Origin of the sequence: Comamonas piscis (assembly GCF_014109725.1) — a bacterium.
GTDB classification, from domain to species: Bacteria; Pseudomonadota; Gammaproteobacteria; order Burkholderiales; family Burkholderiaceae_C; genus Comamonas; species Comamonas piscis.
In genome coordinates this window covers 3,840,670-3,861,912 of the sequence record NZ_CP058554.1, presented here as the reverse complement: position 1 = coordinate 3,861,912, position 21,243 = coordinate 3,840,670, and the positions used below count along the sequence as shown (strand labels likewise).

Genomic DNA, 21,243 nt, shown 5'->3' with positions numbered 1-21,243 from the left:
GTGACATGAGCAAGCCCCAAGACCTTCAAGCGCTGGGAGGGCATGTAATGCCCCTGAAGAATACGAGCGGCACTGCTTGCGCCGCAGCATCGAGCACCACAATCAACGCGCAGTTGACCGATACCGACCAGGAGTTTCACGCCCTGCACAGCGCCTTTGCCCAGCAGGGGCGCTGCCTGCACAGCAGCGCAGCACCGGACGGCAGCACGGCCTACTGGGCCGAACGCTGGGGACTGGTGCGCTATCTGCCCAGCCTGCACGATGCGGCGCTGTTGCTGGCGCAGATTGGTGGGCAGCTCTAATGAGTGTCATTGACCAATTCCAAAGCGCCATCGCAGCGGCTGGCTTGGCGATCCCCGAGGTGATCCACGGCGATGGCATGTTGCATCGCTACAGCACCAGCGGCAAGCGTGGTGATCAATCGGGCTGGTTCGTGCTGCACGATGATGGCGACCTGGCTGCGGGTGCATTCGGTTGCTGGCGCGCTGGCATACAGCAGACCTGGTGCAGCAAGGATGTGAACACACTCACTCCCAATCAGCGCCATGCTCACCAGCAGCGCATGCAGGCCATTGCCCAGCAGCGCGAAGCGGACAAGGTCCAGCGCCAGCAGGAGGCCGCTGCTGCGGCCGCCAAGCGCTGGGAGAATGCTGTGCCTGCAGCAGCAGACCATCCCTATCTGGCGCGCAAAGGCATTCAAGCACATGGTATCAAGGCAGAAGGCGAGGCGCTGCTGGTCCCGCTGCGTGACGTGTCCACGACCTTGCACAGCCTGCAAGCCATTGGCCCTGAGGGCGACAAGCGTTTCCAGCCGGGCGGGCGCATCAAGGGCTGCTACTTCGCCATTGGCAAGCCTAATGACATGCTGATTGTGTGCGAGGGGGCGGCAACTGGTGCATCCATCCACGAAGCGACAGACCATGCCGTGGCCTGTGCGATGAATGCAGGCAATCTGCTGGAGGTGGCCCAGGCCCTGCATCAAAAATACCCCCAACTGCGCCTGATCCTCGCGGTGGACGATGACTGGAAAACGGATGGCAATCCCGGCCTGACCAAGGCTCGTGAAGCTGCCTTGGCGGTGGGAGCACTGCTGGCGCTGCCCCGCTTTGACGGCCAGCGCGAGGAACAGGCAACGGATTTCAACGACCTGCACCAGCGTGAGGGGGTGGAGGCAGTGCGTGCATGCATCGATGCGGCCATGCCCGTTGAGGACGCTGCTTACCCGGCTGGCACTCTGGACACGGACCAGGTGGAGCGTGCATGGCCTGACCCCGTGCCGCTGCCCAATGGTCTGCCGGCAGTGCCCGTGTTTGACCCGGAGCTGATGCCGGTCGCGCTGCGAGGCTGCGTCATGGATATTGCCGAGCGCATGCAATGCCCGCCGGATTTCACCGCAGTGGGCACCTTGGTGGCGTTGTCCAGCTTGATTGGTGCCCGTGCTGTGGTGAAGCCCAAAGCGAATGATGACTGGGTCGTCGTCCCCAATCTGTGGGGAGCCATTGTTGGTCGCCCCGGCGTGATGAAGTCTCCTGCTTTGAGCGAAGTGCTCAAGCCTTTGCATCGACTGGAGAAAACGGAGCGTGAGCTGTGGCAAGCGGAGCATGAGGCCTGGGCGCTTGACTGCAAGGTAGCTGAGTTGGCCGATGCCGCCAATGAACGCCAAGCAAAGAACCTGGCGGCCAAGGACCCCGCTGCGGCGCGTGCTTTGCTGCAGCCCCTGGACACGCCAGCGGAGCCGAGCATGCGTCGCTATGTGATCAACGATGCCACGGTAGAAAAGCTGGCCGACCTGTTGGTGACGAATCCCTGGGGCACCTTGGTCTACCGTGACGAGATGCATGGCCTGCTGTGCAGCATGGACAAACCGGGGCAGGAGGGCGCGCGTGGGTTTTACCTGACGGGCTATGACGGTAACCAGGGGCATGCGGTGGACCGCATTGGTCGTGGTGAATCCTATGTGCCGCGTGTCTGCCTGGCGATGCTGGGCGGTATTCAGCCCGGCAAGATCCAAAGCTATGTGCGCGATGCTGTGGCCGGAGGTGCGGGGGACGATGGGCTGCTGCAGCGCTTTGGTCTGACGGTGTGGCCAGACATCAAGCCAGAGTTTGTGTACATCGACCGCAGCCCCGACCTGGCTGCCCGCCAGTCCACTTGGGAGGTCTTCGCGCGCCTGAACCATCTGCAGCCGGCCAGTGAAGACGCCGCTGTCGTGTGGCGCTTCAGCACGAAGGCGCAGGCGCTGTTTGAAGAGTGGGTGGTGCCTTTCGAGCAGGAAATTCGTGGTGATGCCCTTCACCCGGCCCTGGTGTCTCACCTCTCCAAGTACCGCAAACTGATTCCTGCGCTGGCGCTGATTTTTGCCTTGGTCGATACGCCAGACACGGGCGGCATCATTCACCACAACGAACTGATGCGCGCGCTGGCCTGGGGGGACTATGTGCGCCGCCATGCGGAGCGTCTGTATGCGGCAGCTGTCATGCCTGAAACATCGGGCGCCCAGGCATTGCTGGCCAAGCTCAAGGGCAGCAAGCTCAGCGATGTCCATGGTGATGTGTTGATGCAGTTCACCCCACGGCAGGTGGCGGTCAAGCACTGGGCCGGTCTTGGCACCCCCGATGCGGTGCGCAAAGCCGCCGATCTTCTGACGGACTATGACTGGTTGGTCAAAAACGTGGTGAGCATGCCAGGCCGCCGCGATAGCGAGAGCTATGTGCTGCATCCCCAACTGCTGAACGGGGGCATGCAATGAACTGGCTCGCACGCTTGAAGGCTGAAAACAGCAGCACAACGCGTGCTACGACCGCCCAGAGCGTAGCGTTCGTAGCGCCCATTGCTGAAGCAATTCCCAAAACCCAGGCGGATCCCGTAGCAGCTCTACCAAAGCATGCACCGAGCCCCGTGCAGGCCACTGCCAAGGCTACGAACGCTACGAATACACCCCGCGTAGCGTTTGTAGCGCTCCCGCCTTCAGAAAAAGCCAAAGCAGAGGACGCCTCGGCGGTGCATCCGCAAATGCTGGCGCCGCAGCGCCAGCCAAGCACCCTTGCGGAGGCACCGGCAGACGCCGATAGCGTGTGCTGGCCGTATAGCAAAGCGATGAACACGCAGGAGATTGACACCTTCGCTCGGCGCCTGGAGCAGTTCACCCACAAAGGAGTGTCACTGCCAGAGGCGGAGCTGATGGCCGACCAATTGATGCGACGTGACCGTGAGGACGATGATCGCCGGCTGTGCCTGGAGTGCATCCATCTGCACGGCGATATGGGGCGCTGGCGCTGTGCCAATGGGCTCGTGGCTGGCGTGACGCTCTACACCGCAAACACCCCATTGGCGAAGGCAATGACGCAGCAACTACAGCGCTGCCCCGGCTTCGCTTCCTGTGCATCTAAAAAGGAGCCCATTGATGAGCAGCAATAGCAAAAAGAACCCCGTGGTACCTGAAAACGGGGCACCTCGGCCCGCTCTGGCGCGCAAGGCGGTGCAATCCATGGATGGCGCCTCGCCGGAAGAAAGTGTCTTGAACTATGCCAAGTTGGTGATCTCGCCGGAAATGGCCAGCTTTCGCGTCATTACCAAGAATGAGCGAGAAGAGCTGATGGCGCAGTTGGACACCCCCTCCCTGATCGATGCTTTGCGCGAGCAGAGCCAAGCCATTCATCAAGGGGACCTGAAAGTCGCAGAGGCCATGCTGATGAACCAGGCCACCGCCCTGCAATCGCTGTTTGTGAAGCTGACGGAAACCGGCCTGCAAGCGAGCTTGCTGCGCCAGCAGGAAACCGCATTGCGTCTGGCACTCAAGGCCCAAAGCCAATGCCGAGCGACCCTTGAAACACTGACCAACATCAAGAACCCGCCCGTTGTCTATGCCAAGCAGGCCAACGTGACCACCGGCCCGCAGCAGATCAATAACGGCCTGCCGGCCGCACCCACGGGCACGCAAGAAAATAAATTTCAAAAAAACAAACTGAAGGAATTCCCGCATGAGCAAGAGCAATGGCTGGACGCCGGAACGCCGAGCGCAACAGGCGGCACGCATTCGGGAGCAGAAGCCTTGGCTCCAATCCACCGGGCCGACAAGCGCAGAGGGTAAGGCGGTGGCGTCTCGCAACGCGTACAAGGGCGGTGTCTGGCGCTCTATGCAAGAAATGCGGCGCCGATTGAACGAAGGGTTGCAGGAGCAGCAGCGAGTACTCGATGCGTTTTAATGTTCCAGTTAGTCATATTCCCTAGCTCGAGAGTCAAAAAATGTAAGAATCCACAGTACCTGCGCCTTCTTTCAAAAAATCACAAGGCGTACCAATGCCTGCGCGACACTTACTCTGTTTCTAGCTATGACACTTCACGTTCTCTGCAAACCACGCCAGTCCGTTTACGCTGCTGATCGCCGAGCCACTGTTCTTAATCTTGATACCTTTCTGAAAGGACAGGTGAACGGCACAGAGTTTTTTGAAGAGAACTACTTCACCCACGGCATGCTCACGCTGGTGGATAGGGCTTTCCGGCATTTGGGCGGATCGGGGGCGGGGTCTTCTGTATTTTTGCTCTCGCAAGCTATGGGCGGCGGCAAGACGCACAGCATGATCGCGTTGGGCTTATTGGCACGCGATCCAGAACTTCGAAACAAAGTACTCACTGGTGATAAAAACCCGGCCCCCAGCCTTGGGCCATGCCGCGTGGTGGGTTTTAACGGCCGTAGCACCGATGCAGCAGGTGGCATCTGGGGCTCCATTGCCGAGCAATTGGGCAAAGCCGATCAGTTTGCCCGCTACGTCTCCCCCTTGCTCAGCGCCCCAGGACCCGAAGCGTGGAAGCAGCTGCTGGGCGGTGAGCCACTGGTTCTGTTCCTGGATGAACTGCCGCCGTACCTCGAATACGCTGTGGCTGTGCCGGTGGGTAATGCAGACCTGGGCGTTGTGACCACCGCCGCACTGGCCAACCTGTTTGTCGCAGTGGCTGACATGAGCAACGTGTGCCTTGTGCTGTCCGACCTGGCAGGCTCCAACTTCAGTGTGGGCCAATCCCGGCTGGAAGACGCCTTCAACCGCGCCGTGCAAGGCATTACCTCCGAGTCCCGCCGCATTGCCGTGCCTATCACGCCGGTTAACCCCAACGGCGACGAGCTGTACCACATTCTGCGCAAACGCCTGTTCGCTCAAGTAGCCCCCGAGCCTGAAGTCAAAAAGGTGGCAGAGGCCTACCGCGAAGCGCTGCGCGAAGCAGTGCAAATGGGCCTGACCACCACATCCCCCGAAACGCTGTTCACCCGCGTCCTGGATGCCTACCCCTTCCACCCGGATCTGCGCGAGCTGGTCGGCAAGTTCAAGGAGAACGAGGGCTTTCAACAAACCCGTGGCGTGATTCGGCTCATGCAAATGGTGGTTTCCAACCTGTGGAACTCGGGCAAAGCGGCCACTATCGACCTGATTCACCCCTACGACCTGGACTTGAACCTGGACGAAATTGCGTCAGAAGTCCGCACCATCAACCCATCGCTCAGCGAAGCCATCGCCCACGACATCGCCCACAGCGGCGATGCAGAGGTCGAGCAGATTGACCTGGTCAACGGCAACTCTGATGCGTCCGATGCCGCGCGGCTGATCCTCGTCGCGTCGCTGTCCACCACGCCGGGTGCTATCCATGGCCTGCGCGAATACCAGCTGGTCGATTGCCTGCAACGCCCGGGGCGGGACTTGTCCACCTTCAAGGCCAACGTGCTCGATAAGCTGGCCACCCGCGCCTGGTATCTGCACAACTCTGCTGATGGCCGCCTGTACTTCAAGAACCAGCAGAACCTGGCTGCCAAGCTGCGCTCCATGGCGCTCTCGCTGCACACCGAGACCGTGGACCGCATGCTGCGCGAGCACCTGGAGTCGTACTTCGCCCCTTCACTGCGCGACTGCTACCAAGTCATCAAAGTGCTGCCGCCCCCTGATGAAGTTCAGATTGAGCTGGAAAAAACCACCTTGGTCATCGTGCGCCCGGGTGGTCAGGCCAACCAGCTTCCCATCTCTGCCGACTGGCAAGAATGGTGGGCGCAGCAGCAGTACAAAAACCGTGTGCTGTTTCTCACCGGGTCGCGCGACACCTTCCAAAAGGTGCTCGACTCCGCTCGCCAGACCCGTGCCTTGCAAAGCATTGAAGACGAACTGCGCTCTGAAAACACCCCGTCTGACGACCCTCAGTGGCGGGCCCTCGACGCCTTGCGTGACCGCGTGGGCCTGCAGTTCACCGCAGCGCTGAAGGAAGCCTTCGACCAGATTGTTTACCCCTCCATCAACAGCGCCCTGCGCGCTACTGGCACCGACCTGGCCTTCGCTGGCAACCAAAGCGGTGAAGCCACCTTGCGTCACACCCTCGAAGGCGCGCAGAAGTTCACTACCAAGATCGACGACGACAGCTTCCGCACCCGTGCCGAGGCCCGTTTGTTTGGCTCTGCCGACACCAAGGTGGTGCTCTGGTCCGACTTCAAACGCGCTGCTGCCGTCAACACCAACTGGCCACTGCACAAGCTCTCGGCGCTCGACGACCTCAAAGCCTCATGTCTAATGCGCGGCCATTGGCGCGAAGAGGGCAACCACGTTCGCCGTGGCCCGTTCCCACCACCTGTGCCTGAAGTGTCGGTACGCGAACTTTCGGTGCAAGAAGAAATTCCCGGCTACACCTACTTGAAGATCGAGCCCCTGCACGCCCCCGCAGTGGTGTTTGAAACAGGCGACGCCGAGCCCACCTCAGCCTCCACGCCCGTACCCGCACCCACCCGCTTCGAAGCTACGGCCCTGCGTTACCGGTTTCTGGCGCATGATCCTGACGACCTTGCACGCACAAGCGCCGTGAAGGAATGGACAGCCAAGCTGCGCCTCAAATACCAGTTGCACAACCGGGGCGACCACTATGAAGTGGAGCTGCTCGCTCTACCCAAAGCCAACAGCATCAGCATCCGCTACACCACCGATGGTTCATCGCCCACCAGTGTGGGCACCGCAACTTACGACGGGCCTTTCCGTGTACCCGCCAATTGCCGCGTGGTGTGCGCCATGGCCACTGCGGCTGAATACGGGCTCAACTCTGAAACTATCCGTATCTCCATTCCCCAGAAGGGTGCCGAAGAGCGTTCTTCGATTAATTCCACCGCGCCAGCTCACTGGACCCAACAAACCAAGCTCGACGACGCTACCGCCGTATGGGACATCATTGGGCGACTGGAAAAAACCAGCACAGTCATGGCCTACGATATCAGCCTCACAGCGGAGAGTGCAGATGGTCAGCAAAACGTCGAATACTCCGGTGCACTGGAGGGTGGCTATGACGCCGCTGCCGTCAAAGCTATCGCACAAAAGTTGCAAGACATCGTTACTGAGGGTGGTCTGCGCATGACCATTGGCAGCCTGGCCTTCCCCAGCGGCCAGGCCTTGCTGGACTGGCTTAAAGTCACCAACCAACCCTTCAACGCCGCCAAGGTGCGCCAATAATCATGGCCCGCAGTTCTACAAGCACCAATCGCAAGGTCGTGGGCCTGGGCTTTCTACCCGATGAAGCCCGCCACGGCTTCCTGATTGACGTGCCAAAAGGCATTTCTAGCAGCAACATGATCTGCATCACCGAGCACCGGGGCAACGACCTGGATAGCCTGGGTGCCCGCGCCTCGCAGCCGCCACAGCCCAACGACCCAGCTTTACGCGTCGTCATCGACCGCGCCCGCTGGCAGGCTCTGGCCCCTGCCTTTTGGGACGAAGCCAACCGCCGCCTGCGCGCCAATGGTCTGCCGGTGGCTAAGTTTGTTAAAGTGCCCGCTAAGCCCGTTCCCGTGCACCCATCGCTGGGCAAAGAGCTGTGTATTTTGTGCTGGGCAGTAGAAGACGCGCCGCCAGACGACATCCCCAACGCTCTGCACAACTGGGAGGCACTGGCCCCAGAAGAACGCTGGTGGCTCTACACCATGACTGTGGCCACCACCGGCCAGGCCATGCAAAAGGGCATTGGCTGGCGCAAGGCTCTGCGCGCGGCGCTTGCCGACAACCCGTTTGTGAAAGGCGAAGGCCTCTCGCCCAAGGCACGACGCGAATTACTGGGGCATTCGCAGCTGTCGTTGTCTCTCTGACAACACCCGCGAATTTGCCAAGGTGCCCGGCCTGCAGGTGGACAACTGGGCAGCCGCCACCTGAACCTGAGGCCTGATTGGCCTCTAGCGCCTTCTGAATAAGCGCAAGCAGCTATTAAATTTGAATTAATCCATGCCCACTTTCATCGAAACCCAGTTCCCCATTGCCCGCCTTTCGGCCGAGGCCTACAAAGAGCGCAAGGCCGGCGCCAGCCAAACGCTCACCGGCCTGGGCAAATGGTGGGGCCGCAAGCCCTTGATTCTGGTGCGTGCGTCCATTCTGGGCATGCTCATGCCCGCTAGCAACGACGCCAAAAAGGACCGAGAGATTTTTCTCAAAATCCTGACGATGGACGACGACGGCACTTGGCAGCGCTGCAAGGGCGAGATTCCTGCAGCCGCGTGGCGCGAAGCAGCCACACCCGAGGTGCAAGAGGAGTTTTTTGGCGCGCGCGGCCTCAAGCAGGGCCTGAGCGATGAAGACAAAGAAGCCCTTTTCGCCCAAATCTGGGACGCCCTGAGCCCCGAGCAGCAGCAGGCGTTGGATGCACAGCGCATGCGCCCCATCCCCGACCGTGCCGAGTTTGATGCCTTGCCCTATGCCGAGCGCCTGGTGCATTGCGAGCGCCCCGAAAACGTTGCAGGCCCGACGCCAGCCACCTGGGCCGACATCAACGCCCACCTGGGCACAACCGCCACCTGTCTGTCAGAGCTCATCGACCAACTGGGCCAGCGCACCTTTGGTCACACGCCCCGCGTGGGCGACAGCTTTTGTGGCGGTGGCTCCATCCCGTTTGAAGCAGCACGCATCGGCTGCGAAGCCTTTGGCTCCGACCTGAACCCCGTGGCTGGCCTGCTCACCTGGGCAAGCTTAAATCTGCTGGGCAGTGGTTCCGATGTGCAGGCCGAAGTTGCGCGCGTGCAGCAGCAGGTTTTTGCCGCTGCCGACCAGCAAATCACTGATTGGGGCATTGAACACAACGACCGTGGCGAACGCGCTGAAGCGTTTTTGTACTGCGTAGAAGTCAAACCTGAAGGCTGCGACTACTACATTCCACTGGCCCCCAGCTGGGTGGTAGCCGAAAAGTACAACATCGTTACGCGCTGGACACGCGTAGGCAATGCGGAGCGGCTTACCCCCGAAGTGTTGGCCGTGTCCGATGTCGAGTTCAAGCAATACAAAGACAAAAAAGGAGCCACCGTGGTGGACAGCCGTGTGGTGGATCCGTTTGATCCGAACCGGAGCTGGTCAGTAGAGGCGCTACGGGGCACCGATGGCCTGCGCCGCTGGACCAATGACGATGTAGTGCCGCGCCCGGACGATGTATTTCAGGAGCGCCTGTACTGCATTCGCTGGGCCAAGACCGTGACGCGCAATGGCAAACCGAAGCTGGAGCGTCGCTATGCTGCGCCCGATGCGGCAGACATGGCGCGCGAGGCACAGGTGTTGACGCTGCTGCGCGAGCGGTTTGCAGATTGGCAACGTGAAGGCTTTATACCGTCAAAGGCGATCCCTAAAGGCGGCGACAAAACAGAGGAACCTATTCGCACTCGCGGATGGACTCATTGGCACCATTTGTTTACCCCGCGTCAATTGCTTGTTCATGGAGTATTGCTGAATAAGGCCAACTTCGGTCTCGGACACAAGGAACTATTTGCAGCGAGCGCTTTGGGTATTGCCTCATGCAGCAACTGGAATTCCAAGCTTTGCGGATGGACTCCACAGCTTGCGCGTAGCGGAGGGATAGGTGCATTCGCACAAAGCTTCTACAACCAAGCGATTAATCCCCTATTTAATTGGGGTGTGCGCCCAATATCAGGTGTTCGTGATTTCTTTGCATTCAAAGGCAAAAGCGGATCTGAATCCTGTGGCAACAACATATCGGTCGTTTCAGACGCTCGCGACCTAGCCAACGCCTGCGACTTGTGGATCACCGACCCGCCTTATGCAGACGCGGTGAACTACCATGAATTGGGCGATTTCTTCCTCGCCTGGTATGACAAGCAACTCACCAACGCTTTCCCAAATTGGACACCTGACGCCCGTGCTGAATTGGCAGTACGTGGCGACGGCGAAGACTTCCGCCGCTCTATGGTGGAAATTTACAAGAATCTCGCCCGCCACATGCCCGACAACGGCCTGCAAATGGTCATGTTCACGCATCAGGACCCGGCGGTGTGGGCCGACCTGGGCATGATCCTTTGGGCGGCGGGCCTCAAAGCCACTGCTGCCTGGACCATCAGCACCGAAACCGAGGCAGTGGGCATTAAAAAAGGCAACTACGTGCAAGGCACTGTCTGCCTGGTCCTGCGCAAGCGTATGCAAAACGAACCCGGCTTTCTGGACGAGGTGTACCCGCTGGTCGAAGACGAGGTGAAGCGCCAGATTGCCAGCATGCAGACGCTGGACGAAGGCGGTGAGCCCAATTTCAACGATGCGGATTACCAGCTGGCCGCCTATGCCGCTGCCCTGAAGGTGCTGACGCAGTACGGAAACCTGGACGGAAAAGACGTGGAGCACGAGGTGTTCTCCGTGCGTGGCAAGGGCGAGAAGAGCGACTTTCAGGCCGTGATTGAGCGCGCCCTGGGCATTGCCTGCGACACGCTCATCCCACGCGGTTTGGAAAACGCTTGGCGCGACCTGAGCCTGGTGGAGCGCTATTACCTGCGTTCGCTCGACATCGAGAGCCGAGGCGAACGCCGCAAGGGCATGTACGAAGAGCTGGCACGTGGCTTTGGCGTGACCAACATCAAGCCCCTGCTCAAAAGCGACAAGACCAACGGCACCCGCGTGGCCAGCGCCAGCGCCTTGGCTGCTAGTGTTTTGGCAGCTGTTAGCGCAGACGGGGCGGGTGCTACAAGCCAAATAAGCACCAGTGTGGGTCGAGGCAGAGTTGCTGCGGCGGGGCCGCATCCGTTCGCGGCATCGCCCCTGCGGCACCTGCTGTTTGCCGTGCGCGAAACGGCAGTCAACGACAACAACCCCGAGCCCGGACGCCAATACCTGCGTGACACCTTTGGCCAAGGCTACTGGGGCCGACGCGAGGGCTTTGTGAATCTGCTGGAATGGTTGGCCGCACTGGGCAACGCCCAGGGCATGGGTGAGTGGGTGGCCGACTCTGACGCCGCGCGCATGCTGGCTGGGCGGCTGCGCAACGACCACGCTTAACGCCGCGCTCAACGTAAGCCCCTATGCTGCAACGCCATTCCAGCCGCCTGAACCGCCTAGACCAATCGGTGCTGACCCAGCGCCTGCGCGGTGCCGTCAGTTACGACCGCATTGCGGGCTACTTTCGATCCAGCCTGTTTGAGGTGGCGGGCGAGGCGCTGGCCAGCGTTGCCGGGCCAGTGCGCATCATCTGTAACTCCGACCTGGACCCGCAAGACCTGGTGACAGCCGCAGCCGCACAAGCTGCACTGCGCCGCAGCTGGTGCGCGAGCAGGCCCGAGGATGCGCCACCTGTCGCCTTGCCGCGCTACCGAGCGTTGTACGACGCATTGACCAGCAACAAGCTGGAAGTGCGGGTGCTGCCGGACACAGCGTTTGGCCTGATTCACGGCAAGGCCGGGGTGCTGCGCTATGCCGATGGCACGGCCACCGCCTTCATGGGCAGCGTGAACGAGAGCCTGTCGGCCTGGAAGCTGAACTACGAACTGCTGTGGGAAGACAACGACCCCGAAACCATCGCCTGGGTGCAGGCGGAGTTTGATGCGCTTTGGAACGACCCGCGCGCGGTAGACCTGGCCTGCTGCCCTTTCATCGTGCAGGATGTGCAACGCATCATCACCCGCACGGTCATCGAGCCAGCGCAACTGCCTGCAATGCCAGACCCCACGCAAGTGGCAGCCGCTGTGGCCGTGGAGGCACCGGTGTATCGCCGTGAGCAGGGCCTGTGGCCGCACCAGAAATACTTTGCCCAGCTGGCGCTGGAGCGACACCGCCTGGGCGGTGCACGCCTGGTGCTGGCCGACCAGGTGGGACTGGGTAAAACGGTGCAGCTGGCCATGGCCGCCATGCTGATGGCACTGGACGACCCCGAGGGTGGGCCGATCTTGGTGCTGGCCCCCAAACCCTTGCTGCAGCAGTGGCAGGACGAGCTGATGGAGTTGCTGGATCTGCCATCCGCCCGCTGGACCGGCAAGGCCTGGGTGGATGAAAACGATCTGGAGTACCCGTCAGAAGGTTCCAAGACGCTGGGCAAATGCCCGCGCCGCATAGGGCTGGTGTCGCAGGGACTGGTGGTGCGTGGCTTGCCTGAGGCGGTGGGCCAGCTGCTGAGTCGCCGCTACACCTGTGTGATCGTGGACGAAGCGCACCGCGCCCGCCGCCGCAAGGTGCCCAAGGTGGATGCTGATGCCGATGAAGTGAACGAGCGCGCCGAGCCCAACAAGCTGATGGCCTTTTTGCGCGAGATAGGCCCCAAGACCAAAAGCATGTTGCTGGCCACGGCCACGCCGGTGCAGCTGCACCCGGTGGAGGCGTGGGATTTGCTGCACATCCTGTCGCAGGGCAATGATGGTGTGCTGGGTGGCTGGACACATTCCAGCCGCTGGTATCAGGCCAGCCGTTGCTTGGCTATTGCTACTGGCGATGCGGAGGTGCCGACAGCGGATCTGCGTGAAGGCTGGGAGTTTGTGCGCGACCCGCTGCCCTCCAAGTTCGAAAACCCGGCGTTTGACCGCATCCGCCGCAGCTTGGATGCCGAAGACACGCGATGGCAATTTGCGCCCGAGAGCCTGGAGCAACTGTCCCCCGCCATTCGACGCGTGCAACTGCAAAACGGCCTGTTGCCTGAGTACGGCGCCCACTACAACCCGCTGCTGCGCTGCATCGTGCGCCGCACCCGCGCTTACCTGGAGGCCACTATCAACCCGGCCACAGGCAGCTACTTTCTGCCCAAGGTAACGGTGAAGTTGTTTGGCGAGGACCAGGAAGGCGCGTTGGTACTGGGCAGCTACCTGCGTGATGCGTATGTGGAGGCGGAGGAGTTTTCGCAGCTACTGGCGCAACGGGTGAAAGGCGCGGGCTTTTTCAAAACGCTGCTGCTGCGGCGCTTGGGCAGTTCGATGGAAGCCGGGCGGCGCACCGTGGCCAAGCTGCTGGGCGAGGAGCCTGACGCACCCGACGATGAAGACGATGATGACGCCGACGATGAGGCTACCGTGCAGGTGGGACGGCCACCGCAAGGGGCGAGCGATTTCAAGAACTTCACCGACAAGGAAATTGATTCGCTGCGGCGCTGCCTGAGCCTGCTCAAGCAAGGCGGCAACAACGACCCCAAGCTGGAGGCGCTGATCGGCTACCTGCTTGGCACCCACCTGGGAGTGTCCGAGAGCTGGCTGGAGCGCGGCTGCATTCTGTTCTCGCAGTATTACGACACGGTGCGCTGGACGGGCGATGAAATGGCCAAGCGCGCAGAGTTTGCGGGCATGGATATTGGCCTGTACGCGGGCAGCAACCGTTCCGGCTTTTGGCGTGACGGACGGTTTCAACGCTGCGACCGCAATGTGCTCAAAAAGCGGGTGCGCGAGGGTGACTTGAGGTTGCTGCTGGGAACCGATGCCGCGTCAGAGGGGCTGAACCTGCAGCGCCTGGGCACGCTGATCAATATCGACTTGCCCTGGAACCCCACCCGCCTGGAACAGCGCAAAGGGCGCATCCAGCGTATTGGCCAGGCTCGCAGTGAAATTTGGATCGCCAACCTGCGCTACCGCGACTCGGTGGAAGACCGTGTGCACCAGGTACTGGCCGACCGGCTGGAAGCGATTCATGGCCTGTTCGGCCAGATCCCCGACACCCTGGAAGACGTGTGGGTGCAGGTGGCCTTGCATGACGAGGCCGCCGCCAATCAGCTGATCGACCGTACCATGGCCACGCGCAATCCGTTTGATGCGAAGTACAGCAAAGTGGAGGATGCCGATTGGGAGACTTGTGCAACCGTTTTGAATGGCCTGAGCATGAAGGAAATGCTATCGCAGGGATGGTAGCTCAGGGTAATCGCGCCATGTCCCCCGGGAGGCTCCCGAAGATTTACCCAGGAACTGAATTGTTGCGCGATGCTCTCGACACCCCCAACGCCGCTTTGCCGAGCTGCCCCCCCAGGCGTGTGACCCGCAACAAGTTGCACAAGCTCGAAGACATCATGATGATCACTTTGTGCGCGGTGCTATGCGGCTTCGAAGACTGGGTGGCCTATGCAGCTCGTCCCAGATGCATGGTTGATCGGTCTTGGATGAGAGTTGCCCTCAACGCGCTAAAAGAGAAATTGAATGTTGAGCATGGGGGCGATGATGTGGGCATCTCGTTTGATGGTCGGATACTGGCATTTTCTAGGCCAGGATGGGTTGTCCCAGTCCCTGCGGAAGGCGCTCTCTGGCCAAGCCGCTACCAAATTCAAGCGGAAAATTTCTCCAAATTTCCGTCTCGGTTGATGTCAGAGTAAGTCGAGGTCTCGGTATGGAGAGATCACCTGACTGTAGGAAATTGGCGATACACCGGTCTGACAACTATCGACTCCAAGCCACCGGATGTTGACTATCCCCATGACTCTGGCAAGCCTGCCCAAGAAGATGGCGCTTGAGTGCCTGGTGTTCGAAGCCAAGATGTGCTGGCGCATCGAGCGCGACTACCAAGATCTCATCGAGCCGGTATGTTCAACGCCGCCTATCCATTACGAAACCGGGGAACAAACCGGGGAACAGTAAAGATTTTTGAAATTTATTTGTTTTTAATAATCATCTTGTTAGATTGATTATTCAGTTGACGCCAGCCCCTACCAAAAAGCGCTCACTGGTATCCAGTGAGCGCTTTTTTCTTGCCTTTGCAAACCATCCTATGGCAGAAGAATGGGGAGTGGATCTCGCTTTTATTGGTTATATATCAGCAGGTACAGGTCGGGTGGCGCGCGCTGGTACTCCTGCTTCCAAGGATCACGGCCCATGGCCTTGAGCAGATCGTCATACTGGTAGATGTCTTCCACACGCCAGCCGTCATTCTCACGCGAAAGCACATAGCGGTATTCCACACCGTCCGTTGCCGCTTCAAGGGTACGATTTGCAATCGACTGCCCTTCTTTTGGTCGGGTGCTGTTTTTGATGGTCGTCACGACCAGCGCCCTGGATTCCGTCTCCATATCAACGCGATCAATCCGGCGATCGTAGGTAAACAAGGTGCATTCTTTGTCATGTTGCATGTAGCTTTTTACGGCGCCTGTAGCCACGCGCAATTGGGCTTGCAGCAGCGCGGTTTGCTCTGCCGATGCTGCTTGTGTGCACTCCTGATACCTCAAATTGAATTTTGAATCTACCACCGCCCACCAGCTTTTCACCGCCTTGTCGGGCGTCGATATATCAACGCTTGGCGCCGTAAATGTGGGTTTGGCGGCTGCCTGTGTTGCTGCCGTGGGTTTATCTTCTTGGCAGGCGCTGAGTGCCAAGGCTAGGGGCAAACAGGCAAATAGGTAGGGTGTGCGCATCAAAGGTTGTCCTGAATTTATCGGTAGTGGGCCAGTTTAGTAGCTCTCCAAGCGTGGCGATGTCAAAAATGGGCTGAGCCGCGTTCTGTAGGAAATTCCAAACTCATGCAATGGGCTTCATGCTCATAAAAAAACCGCCCCGAAGGCGGTTTGCTGGTATTTCAGCGCAGCGCGCTGTCGCTTATTCCACTTGTGCTGCCACGCTTTCGATCGCCTGGCGGAGCTGTTCTGGGCTCACCGATGGTGCGACGGTGTCGTCATTCGCTTCAGTCTTGAGGACGATGCCCGTTCCGGTATCTGCGCGATTCGCCAAGCGGTGCATGGTTGCGATAGAAGCGCGTACGCCGGCGCTATTGAGGTAGTAGCCTTCTCCCTCATTCACGCTGTAGCTGAATTGGTAGCCGCCGAGCAATCTGCCCGCTGCGCTGACCTTTGCACAAATGACCGTGCCTACGGCGGCTCCAGATACCTGGTATTCGCAACCAAAGGTGCCGGCAGCCGTGGTGATCAATCCATTGCCATTGGCAGTGGCCGCTTGCACTTTTTCAAGTCTGAAAAAGTCCGAAGTGGGCGTCAAAGAATTCAGCGGGCTGAAAATCCAGATCCCTTTGAGGCCCTCTGGATCATTGCCATAGGCGAAGTTGAATCGCGAAATTTCTTTTTCAGCCTCGCCAGGCAAAGTGATATAGCCCTTGGTGCCTGATTCAAAGCGGATCGAGACGGTACCAGGGCTGCCGTCTTCTGTACCCGACAGCTCGCCGCTGCCCAGGTAACGGCCACCGCGGTATTTGTTCAGAGGCGCAGAGTAGCGGTCATTCGCCAAGGGGCCGCTGGTCATGTAGAAGGTGGCATTGCCGCTGGCATCGTAGGCATACATCTGCATGACCAGGGTGTTGTCCTGCACATCAATGGCCAAACCACGGCCGGGCTTGCCATTGACTTCGCTGGTCACGATCCAGGTGCCCGTCTGAGGCGCAAAAGCCTGGGCCAAACCGGTGCCGAGCAAGGCGCCTACGACTGCAATCTTCTTGAAAATCATCTTATCCCCGTTGTAAATATTTACATTCTAATAACTTATCCTTACATTTCCTTGACCCAGCGCCTCGGACAGCATTATTTACATTTTTTCTCGGCGTCTGGCTAAGCGCTGGGACCTATCTGGTTGAAAAATACCTCTATCTGCTCTCTAAAAGCGGCATCAGTATCCAGAACGACGGCGGCGATACATCCAAGCGGCAGTGGCCAACAACAACGCCATCAACCCTAATCCTATGGGACTACTGGTCGGAACACTGGTGGGCGTCACGGGAGCTATATACAGGGCGCCCGTCAGCTTTCCGCTGAAGGCAACGCGCAGGCCGGTCCCGATTCCAGTGCATTCCGCATTGCTGCACAGAAAGGACATGCCAAATGCCAGATCCACGGTCTCAGGGGTATTGGTGAGCGGAGCGGAGGGTTCGATATCCAGCAACGGGACATTGCTGAGATTGGCTTGGTTGGACGATGCAATGAACAGCAATTCCGGCAAAGATGCCAGGCAGTACGCCGTCGTGCATTGCGTGCGGAACTCGGCTGCAGAGCCCTCCGTTCCCGCCGTGGTTCTTAGGCGGATATTGCTGTAGATATTCGTATCGGCGTCGTACACGAAAGAGCCCGTCACCGTGCCTCCGTCATCAAAGGTGGTCTCCGACACTGTCCATTGCATAGGCACGGCGTTCGCGGTGGCGCTGAATGCCATGACACCGCAGGCCATGCTGAGATAGGCCAAAAACTTTTTCATAAGATCCCCTCGTTGGTTGAAGGGATGGAAGTTAACAAAATGTAACCATCATGGCAATCGATATATTCTTTGGTATTTATGGATGTCGCTTCAAAGTCCTATCGTAAATGCTTCTTTTGATGTTAATTGACGTAAATCAAACAAAAATAGGTGGTCTCCGAGCTGCATGTCTTGGCTTGAATGGCTGTTGGGGCAGGCATGATGGCTCCTGAAGATAGATTTAGTTGTTGTTGTAATTTGTTTGTTGGATAAATCTTCCTGTCATTGGCCATCTCTGGAAAACAAAAAAGGGAGCAACGCTCCCTTTTTTGCGGCTGTGGCTCTGGGCCAGAACTTAGTCGTGGCGCCTGCGCAGCCACAGCGCGCCCGCCGCGGCCAGCAACAGCCCCATCAAGGCCAGGGCCCATGGGTTCAGCGTCGGCACACGTTTGGCATTGCCGGGGTTAATGGGCAGATCGTCATCGTTGACCTGAACGCTCGCCTGGCTGTTCGGGCCCAGCGCATAGCCAGAGCCGGCGAGCAGCTGTACCAACGCGGTAACACTGCCGTCGCCGACGACGGTATTGGGTGTCGCGGTGATCGTGCAACTGCTCTCTGTCGCCCCCGCAGCGATGACAACGGGAGAGCTGCAACTGCTGGTGTAGCGGGTGCTGCCAGCTGGCGGAGTGAGCGTGATGCTGCTGCCACTGGCGGGCGCGGGCGCACTCAGACTGATGGTGCAGGTCGCTACCTGGCTTGCGGCATCCACCAAACTGCTGGGTGTGCAACTGAGGTTGACCAGGGGCGTCACTGCCATGTCGTCATTGCGAACCATTACCTCGGCTGCCGACGGGGTGCCCAGCACATAGTCATCGCTTGCGGTGGGCGTCGCCAGCGCGATGGCTGCGGTCACATCGCCATCACCGGGCGTCGTGTTTGGTGTGGCGGTGATGGTGCAGCTTGCGCTGGTCTGCCCGGCGTCCACCAGGATGGAGCTGCCACAGTTGCTGGTATAGCGCGGGTTGGCTGCCGGTGGTGTGAGCGCAATGGCCATGCCCCCTGCAGGCGCTGCCTGGTCCAAAGTGACCGTACAGGTGGAGACATTGCCCGCTGCATCGACCAGCGCATCGGGTGTGCAGACCAGGGTGGCCGTCAGCTTGGGCAGGCAGGCGGCGGCATCGCCACTGGTCGCCCCTGCGGTGCTCTGGCTGGGGCCGACTGTGCCGGCAGGGATGCTCATGATGCGTGTGCCCAGTCCATAGAAGGCCAGCTTGTCCGTGGCATTCGGCAGCCGGGCTGCTGCGCCATATGGGGCGTTGAACGGCGCGGGTGACACGGGTGCCAAGGTCTCCACGGCGCCGGAAGACAGGTTGAACCGGTAGCTGACCGAGGTGCCGCTGATGATGTTTCCGGTCGTGGCAATGCCATAGGCCCATTGCCCGCCGGCATCAATGGCAAAGTCGCCCGACTGCGCACCGGGAATATTGCTGGACAGGTTCAAGGTTCCGACATACAGCGGCGGGGTCTGCGTCACGTCGATCTTGAAGACCCGGTTCAGCGCGCCGCCGGCCTGAAAGTTCGCCAGGTACATGATGCCGGTGACGGGATCAATATCGGCCGCGTTGAAATTGGGACCCAGGCGCAGGTCGATGGCGCCAGGCACCAAAGTCGCCGCATTGGTCGGGTCGGTTTGGTAGGGTCCCAGCCCCGTCACGATGCCCAGGTTGTCCACGCCATCGCGGCCATAGCGCAGCATCTCGTAATAGCGGGTATGGCTGCGCCATCCGCCTCCCGCTGCACTGGCCCAGCCCGCTGCCGGGCTGGTATCCCAGCTGTTGTCCCCATCGATGGCGCGCATCGTATAGATATAGCCATCCTTGCCCATGCCGCCCGCGACGGAGGCGCCTGCGGGCAATGGTGGGTTGGGCGGTGTCAATCCTATTTCTCGGGAGGAGACGGTGGGCGCCGTGGCGCCGCTCCATATTTGCGAAATGGCCACGGTGCCGGTCGCCGGCGCGGTCGCCAGGTCCAGCACCGCTGTGGGCGGTGTGCCCGTGGCCGCCGGACCGGAGTAGCGGGTCAGGTAGAACGATTGCGCGCTGGCGTCGCAGCGGGGCAGTGGGGCGCCCGATGCGGCCATGACCGCCGGGGCCAGCGCAGCCGCAGCGATGATGGCCAATCCAGTTTTGAATATTTTTATATTGCTATTTAATAACATGGATGATCTCCTTTTCCAAAGGATTACATCCTAAACAGCAACGCTTTGAATCCCCATTGCGCATTGTCAATGAATGTTCAATTATCTCAGGTGCCGATTTTTATTAATATTGAAGTAATCTATTTTGATGCTTATTGAAGCGATGTATGAAACTTCAGGAATGAGGATGCGTTGCTTTGATTGATTGAATTGCTATGTTTTAGATAGCTTTATATGTGCAAGGCAATCTATGATTAATAATTAATTTGCATAGGCTATCGAATTTATTTGCAATTGTTTGACTTGAGCGCACTCTGAGGTCGCAGCAATACTTACGCTTGCTAGAGAACAAATACTGAAAGCCACTAGATAAGCCCTGTCTACATGCCTATCAGCTCTGTTTGTAAATGAAACAACTCGGCAGGCCTCATCGGGCCTGTTGGGTTTTGGGTTCTCTAGAGGGGCTGACCAGCAGCGATGGTCGCCGAGTTCAGGATTTGACCAGCGGGCACTTGCCTTCCGACAGTGGCCGGAACGCCTGTTCACCCGGGATGGTAGCAATGATTTTGTAGTAGTCCCAAGGCGCCTTGGACTCTTCCGGCTTTTTGACCTGCACCAGGTACATGTCATGCACCATGCGGCCGTCCTCGCGGATCTTGCCGTCGTCGCTGAAGAAGTCCTTGATGGGCATCTTCTTCATCGCGGTCATCACCGCACCAGTCTCGTCGGTGCCGGCGGCTTCTACCGCCTTGAGGTAGTGCATCACCGCCGAGTAGGTGCCGGCCTGGGCCATGGTCGGCATCTTGTTCATCACCTTGAAGTACTTTTGCGACCAGGCGCGGCTCTCGGGCGTGCGATCCCAGTAGAAGGCGGTCGTCGCATACATGCCCTGAGCAGTCTTCAGGCCTAGTGCATGCACGTCCGAGATAAACATCAGCGCTGCGGCCACCTTTTGCTTGTCGGTGATACCGAACTGGCGTGCGCTCTTGATGGAGTTGATGGTGTCGTTCACGCCATTGGCCAGCGCAATCACATCGGACTTGGAGGCCTGCGCCGTCAGCATGTAGGACGAGAAATCGGGCGCATTGAGCGGGTGCTTGACCGTGCCGATCACCTTGCCGCCGTTCTTGTCGACCGCCGCCGTGATGTCGTTGGACAGCGCCTGGCCAAAGGCATAGTCCACCGCCACGATGTACCAGCTCTTGGCACCGCCCTCGGTCACCGCCTTCACGGTGCTGTTGGCGGTGGCATAGGTGTCATAGGTGTAGTGCACGATGTTGGCCGCGCAGTTTTCGCCGGTGATCGAGCTCGAACCCGCCTCGGTGTTGATCAGCACCTTGTTCTTTTCCTTGGCCACGGTGGCCACCGCGTTGTGTACCGCCGTGTTGCCCAGGCCGATGACCATGTCCACGTTCTCGCGGTCAAACCATTCGCGGGCGCGGGTGGCGCCAATGTCGGCCTTGTTCTGGTGGTCCACCGACAGCAGCTCGATCGGCTTGCCCAGCACCTTGCCCCCAAAATCCTTGATCGCCATCGTGGCGGCCGCCACCGTGCCCTTGCCGCCAATATCGGCGTAGGCGCTGGAGGTGTCGCTGATCACCCCTATGCGCACGGCGTTGTCGGATAGGCCCTGCGCCCAAGCGCCAGAGGCCAGGCCAGCAGAGGCAAACAGGGTCGTCAAACAAGTGGTTCTGAACTTCATGGAAATGGTCTC

The 21,243-nt window shown here is 59.5% G+C and carries 14 protein-coding genes; 9 read left to right on the top strand and 5 right to left on the bottom strand.

The genetic code is table 11. The features are described from left to right. Nucleotides 1-47 precede the first annotated feature (47 nt). From HS961_RS17390 to HS961_RS17345, 9 genes are all read left to right on the top strand, one after another. Nucleotides 48-302 carry a hypothetical protein gene (locus HS961_RS17390; RefSeq protein ID WP_182324151.1) on the top strand — a complete coding sequence of 85 codons (255 nt, stop codon included), beginning with the start codon at nucleotides 48-50 and terminating at the stop codon, nucleotides 300-302. After that, nucleotides 302-2,749 (top strand): DUF3987 domain-containing protein, encoded by a 2,448-nt coding sequence (locus HS961_RS17385; protein WP_182324149.1) that lies wholly within the window; start codon nucleotides 302-304, stop codon nucleotides 2,747-2,749. Before HS961_RS17390 ends, HS961_RS17385 begins: the two co-directional genes overlap by 1 nt. Continuing rightward, entirely contained in the window at nucleotides 2,746-3,417 is a 672-nt protein-coding gene (locus HS961_RS17380; RefSeq protein ID WP_182324148.1) for a hypothetical protein, read from the top strand. Before HS961_RS17385 ends, HS961_RS17380 begins: the two co-directional genes overlap by 4 nt. Continuing rightward, nucleotides 3,404-4,090: a hypothetical protein gene (locus HS961_RS17375; protein ID WP_182324146.1), complete on the top strand. Its 687-nt coding sequence runs from the start codon at nucleotides 3,404-3,406 to the stop codon at nucleotides 4,088-4,090. The genes HS961_RS17380 and HS961_RS17375 overlap by 14 nt, the downstream gene beginning before the upstream one ends. A 337-nt stretch (nucleotides 4,091-4,427) precedes the next feature. After that, nucleotides 4,428-7,469 (top strand): DUF499 domain-containing protein, encoded by a 3,042-nt coding sequence (locus HS961_RS17370; protein WP_182324144.1) that lies wholly within the window; start codon nucleotides 4,428-4,430, stop codon nucleotides 7,467-7,469. 2 nt (nucleotides 7,470-7,471) lie between these two features. Continuing rightward, nucleotides 7,472-8,098, top strand: coding sequence for a DUF3780 domain-containing protein (locus HS961_RS17365; protein ID WP_182324142.1), 627 nt, complete (start codon nucleotides 7,472-7,474; stop codon nucleotides 8,096-8,098). Nucleotides 8,099-8,231: 133 nt separating this feature from the next. After that, nucleotides 8,232-11,267: an anti-phage-associated DUF1156 domain-containing protein gene (locus HS961_RS17360; protein ID WP_182324140.1), complete on the top strand. Its 3,036-nt coding sequence runs from the start codon at nucleotides 8,232-8,234 to the stop codon at nucleotides 11,265-11,267. A 23-nt stretch (nucleotides 11,268-11,290) separates the two neighbouring features. Beyond that, nucleotides 11,291-14,086 (top strand): phospholipase D-like domain-containing anti-phage protein, encoded by a 2,796-nt coding sequence (locus tag HS961_RS17355; RefSeq protein WP_182324138.1) that lies wholly within the window; start codon nucleotides 11,291-11,293, stop codon nucleotides 14,084-14,086. Nucleotides 14,087-14,626: 540 nt separating this feature from the next. Next, complete coding sequence (locus HS961_RS17345) at nucleotides 14,627-14,803, top strand: hypothetical protein (RefSeq protein WP_182324136.1); 177 nt, start codon at nucleotides 14,627-14,629, stop codon at nucleotides 14,801-14,803. Nucleotides 14,804-14,964: 161 nt separating this feature from the next. On the opposite strand, the gene HS961_RS17340 is transcribed toward HS961_RS17345, so the two are convergent. From HS961_RS17340 to HS961_RS17320, 5 genes are all read right to left on the bottom strand, one after another. Beyond that, a complete protein-coding gene (locus HS961_RS17340; protein ID WP_182324134.1) occupies nucleotides 14,965-15,573 on the bottom strand; it encodes a hypothetical protein in 609 nt (202 codons plus the stop codon). 181 nt (nucleotides 15,574-15,754) lie between these two features. Further along, nucleotides 15,755-16,612, bottom strand: coding sequence for a hypothetical protein (locus HS961_RS17335; RefSeq protein WP_182324132.1), 858 nt, complete (start codon nucleotides 16,610-16,612; stop codon nucleotides 15,755-15,757). A gap of 159 nt (nucleotides 16,613-16,771) precedes the next feature. Further along, nucleotides 16,772-17,353: an IPTL-CTERM sorting domain-containing protein gene (locus HS961_RS17330; protein ID WP_182324130.1), complete on the bottom strand. Its 582-nt coding sequence runs from the start codon at nucleotides 17,351-17,353 to the stop codon at nucleotides 16,772-16,774. A gap of 334 nt (nucleotides 17,354-17,687) precedes the next feature. Beyond that, nucleotides 17,688-19,511, bottom strand: coding sequence for an IPTL-CTERM sorting domain-containing protein (locus HS961_RS17325; protein ID WP_182324128.1), 1,824 nt, complete (start codon nucleotides 19,509-19,511; stop codon nucleotides 17,688-17,690). Nucleotides 19,512-20,019: 508 nt separating this feature from the next. Beyond that, complete coding sequence (locus HS961_RS17320) at nucleotides 20,020-21,231, bottom strand: ABC transporter substrate-binding protein (RefSeq protein ID WP_182324125.1); 1,212 nt, start codon at nucleotides 21,229-21,231, stop codon at nucleotides 20,020-20,022. Between the last annotated feature and the right edge of the window lie 12 nt (nucleotides 21,232-21,243).